The 3,138-nt window shown below is 45.0% G+C and carries 6 protein-coding genes; 1 reads left to right on the top strand and 5 read right to left on the bottom strand.

Annotated elements, in window-relative coordinates; genetic code table 11:
* A partial coding sequence (locus ACFW2W_RS23545; RefSeq protein ID WP_378184072.1) for an element excision factor XisI family protein occupies positions 1 to 117 on the top strand: 117 nt, incomplete at its 5' end.
* Between the two features lie 630 nt (positions 118 to 747).
* On the opposite strand, the gene ACFW2W_RS23540 is transcribed toward ACFW2W_RS23545, so the two are convergent.
* Genes ACFW2W_RS23540 through ACFW2W_RS23520 form a run of 5 tightly spaced genes read right to left on the bottom strand, consistent with a single transcriptional unit; the run spans position 748 to position 2,926 of the window.
* A complete protein-coding gene (locus tag ACFW2W_RS23540; protein WP_378184070.1) occupies positions 748 to 1,206 on the bottom strand; it encodes a SitI3 family protein in 459 nt (152 codons plus the stop codon).
* Positions 1,207 to 1,231: 25 nt separating this feature from the next.
* Entirely contained in the window at positions 1,232 to 1,888 is a 657-nt protein-coding gene (locus ACFW2W_RS23535) for a hypothetical protein (RefSeq protein WP_378184068.1), read from the bottom strand.
* 50 nt (positions 1,889 to 1,938) lie between these two features.
* Positions 1,939 to 2,364, bottom strand: a complete 426-nt coding sequence (locus ACFW2W_RS23530) for a hypothetical protein (RefSeq protein ID WP_378184066.1) — start codon at positions 2,362 to 2,364, stop codon at positions 1,939 to 1,941.
* A gap of 19 nt (positions 2,365 to 2,383) precedes the next feature.
* Positions 2,384 to 2,704, bottom strand: a complete 321-nt coding sequence (locus ACFW2W_RS23525; protein ID WP_378184064.1) for a hypothetical protein — start codon at positions 2,702 to 2,704, stop codon at positions 2,384 to 2,386.
* A gap of 3 nt (positions 2,705 to 2,707) precedes the next feature.
* Positions 2,708 to 2,926 carry a hypothetical protein gene (locus ACFW2W_RS23520; RefSeq protein ID WP_378184062.1) on the bottom strand — a complete coding sequence of 73 codons (219 nt, stop codon included), beginning with the start codon at positions 2,924 to 2,926 and terminating at the stop codon, positions 2,708 to 2,710.
* Positions 2,927 to 3,138 lie beyond the last annotated feature (212 nt).

Below are 3,138 nucleotides of genomic sequence, written 5' to 3'. Positions count from 1 at the left end.
GGCATTGAGGATGGCATCACGGGTGAACTGGTGGCGGCTGGAGTGCCTAAAGGTCATATTGTGCTGGCGTTCCATCCGCCCCAAGTGCGAGAGCATACAGGATACGCGATCGCGTAGCATCTGCAAAACAAACTGCGAACTGACTTGTCAGCGCAACGCGATCGCATACCCTAGTTGGGCGATCGCCTATTTCTATGAGAGGAAAAAAGGCGATCGCATATTCTTTCGGAAGGAGGAAAGTAGGAGCGATCGCGCTTTGGCAATAATCAAAGCGCGATCGCATTCTCAACTCTACAAAAAAATGATCGCACTCTTACCTCATAACAAATGCGAGCGTACTCAATTCCCAATTGAGCGAACCGACTTGTCGGCGCAACGCTATCGCACTTTCACTAATTCCTAAAAGCGATCGCACTCTCAACTCTGCATTCTTGGCGACCGCGCTTTTGTAGAGTAGTTCACAGCAATGTATTGCACCTCTGTTATCATCCGTTCCACTGAGAATCTGTTTCATTTGGCGTGCAAGGTCTTCACACTGAGCGGAACTCAGCGATTTATTACCATGCTGCAATGCTGGTTTCGATTGTGCATATAGCTCACCAGCCTTTAAAAAGTTATAGTCGGATTCGTCAGTGCTAGGGTCAGATTCGCCACTTCGAGAGATTGACTCATAGCTGTGGATGTCATTATTCCAAGTATTGCTATTCCAAGTTTCAGCCCAACTTGAGACATGGTTTTATCAAAACTCTACAGCAACGGGGATGGAAGATTCTGTACCTCAAATGGCAGCGTCACTTCTGAAAGATGAGATGTAGCCCAATCGTGCCAATCTTCATTAAGCAACAATTGTCCTGCGAGTCTCTGAAATATTATGCTTTCGCCATTGAATAATAATACTGCATCTCCTGAAATCTGACGCAGCAGCTCTATAGTTACCCATAATAAGGTATGCTTTCCTCCCTCATAATTCACATTAGAATTGATCTGAAACCACACATCTATCGTCGGTCTAAATCCAAACGCTTCTTCAATAACAGATTGACGAATATCTAACTGAGGGTGCGCTCCTACCAATATTCCTGAACCAAACAAGCAGGGATTTGAGGAAGCTGAATCCCACTCAAGGTCAAACCCTTTGGACACAATATGTAATGCTTGTATCGGCTTCAGATCGGTTGCTATGGATAAATCATAGTCTAATGACATTTATACCTCCTATTAGACATGAGTATTACGGAAAAAGTGGGATAATTGTCGTACCCCTTACCACAATTATCTCTTGGAGATCTGGTACGGGATGGATTTGCTGGGTGGGTTTGTGGAAGGCGTAGAGTTTGATCGGTTGAACGATGATGAATTGAAATTGCTCTTTGGTGTAGCCTAAGCATTGCATGGCGGCGGTGAGTTGGATATCGTAGCCCGTGTAGGTGGGGGGACGCAAGAGGATGATTTTGTCATAGCCTTGTTGGAATATTTGATGGTAGCGGGCGATGTCTTCTAGGAGTTGGGTGAATTCGCCGTCGCGGTGTTGCAGAACTCTGTCGCAGTCGTCGCCAAAGTCTGCGGTTTTGATGAACCAGTCTTTGGGCTCGTCTTTGAGGGAGGCTTGTTCAACGTCGGGGGGTAAGTCTGCTGCTAGTTGACGGGAGAGGGAGGCTTTGTAAAGCTGGTTGCTAGTTTGAATTGAGTTAAAAAAGACTTCAATATCAGGTAAGTTTTCTTGATTATCTACACTTTTTGCAATAACTAAATTGTTGCCGTTTTCTAGGATGTTTTTAACAGCCGTTGTCAGGGAGCAACGAAGATAAGCTGAGGAAGGAATAGCTTCTAAAGGATATTCGGTGATGCTCAACCAAATTTTAGCCGTTTTTTGGGATAATGCTATCATAATTCATACTTCAAATAGGATGATATTTGATGATTTAGTTTCTCAAATGATTACGAAGTTAGTGCTAAGGATTGTTTGGCTATTTGTTCGATGACAAGCGATCGACAAAGTGCTTCAATTTTGTTGTTTCCACCGATATCAAAAAATAGATGCAGCCATTCATCAGGGGAAAGCGAGAGGTTTTCTACCCAAGGGGAGGGAGTGACTTTACCCCAGCCGATAATTGTGCCAAGATTAGCCGGGATTAGCTCTAAGTCGTTAGGATTTGAATTGAGTTGTATATCAAGCCGAATGCAGGATTTCAGAATAAGTTTTAGGGGTTGCTCGGTGGTGGCAATTTCTGAAGTTGTGTTAGTTGGATTGAATTCCCAGTAGTAGTTGAGATTGAGGATGTAATTATAGGGAAATTGCCATCCCATTGAGAGCAATTCTGCTTCAGTAAAGTCGTATTGTTGCCAAATTTCTTCAAAATTCATAGTTTGGTTTGGGGTTAAATTAGGGAAGTAGAATAAAATGGGTTTCTGCACGAGTTCCAGGTTGTCCGAATGCGTTTAGGGGTTGTTCTCCCGGTGCGCCACCTCCAGGGCCATTATAAACGCGGGTATAGGATGAATCATCAGGTTTAGTCATTATTCTGACGCTAGATTGATTGTTTGGGCTAGTCCAGATTGTGCCGGTACCGCTTTTTGATCCGCCTCTAGCTGGGGTGGATATCCAAGCTGAGGCGGTGAGTTCGGTTTCTAAGGTGGTTTTGTCAATTCCACTGACAAGTAAATTGAGGATATCGGCGGCAGTTAGGATGTTACCTGATGGCATGGGTTAGGGAGGTTGGATTTTTGTTAGGGATGCGATCACAACTTTGGGGAATGGTTGAGGTGCGATCGCCTGTAGTTCAGAAACCGGGTTTTTGCACAAGATATCGGTTAAGAGGTAAAGGCGATTGCCTACGGCACGCTGCGCGAACGGAAAAACCCGGTTTGTTTTGTTGGGGGAAGAAAAGAGCGATCGCGCTTTGGCAATAATCTCTTGCGATCGCATCTTCATAACCTCAACTGCAATCAGCGCGATCGCTCTCTACGATTTCAGATAATAAAAGAGCGAACTGACAGGTCGGCGCTTCCCTATCGCACTCAATTCCTCACAGGAGCTTGCCCGACTTGTGACTAGGGCGCGATCGCACTTGTTGACATCCTCTCCGGAGATTACCGACAAGTCAGGCAAGCACTTTGTTGGGGTATAGGATAGCGTTG

The organism is Coleofasciculus sp. H7-2, assembly GCF_042747725.1.
Classification (GTDB): Bacteria; Cyanobacteriota; Cyanobacteriia; order Cyanobacteriales; family FACHB-T130; genus FACHB-T130.
This window is presented reverse-complemented; position numbering and strand designations above follow the sequence as displayed.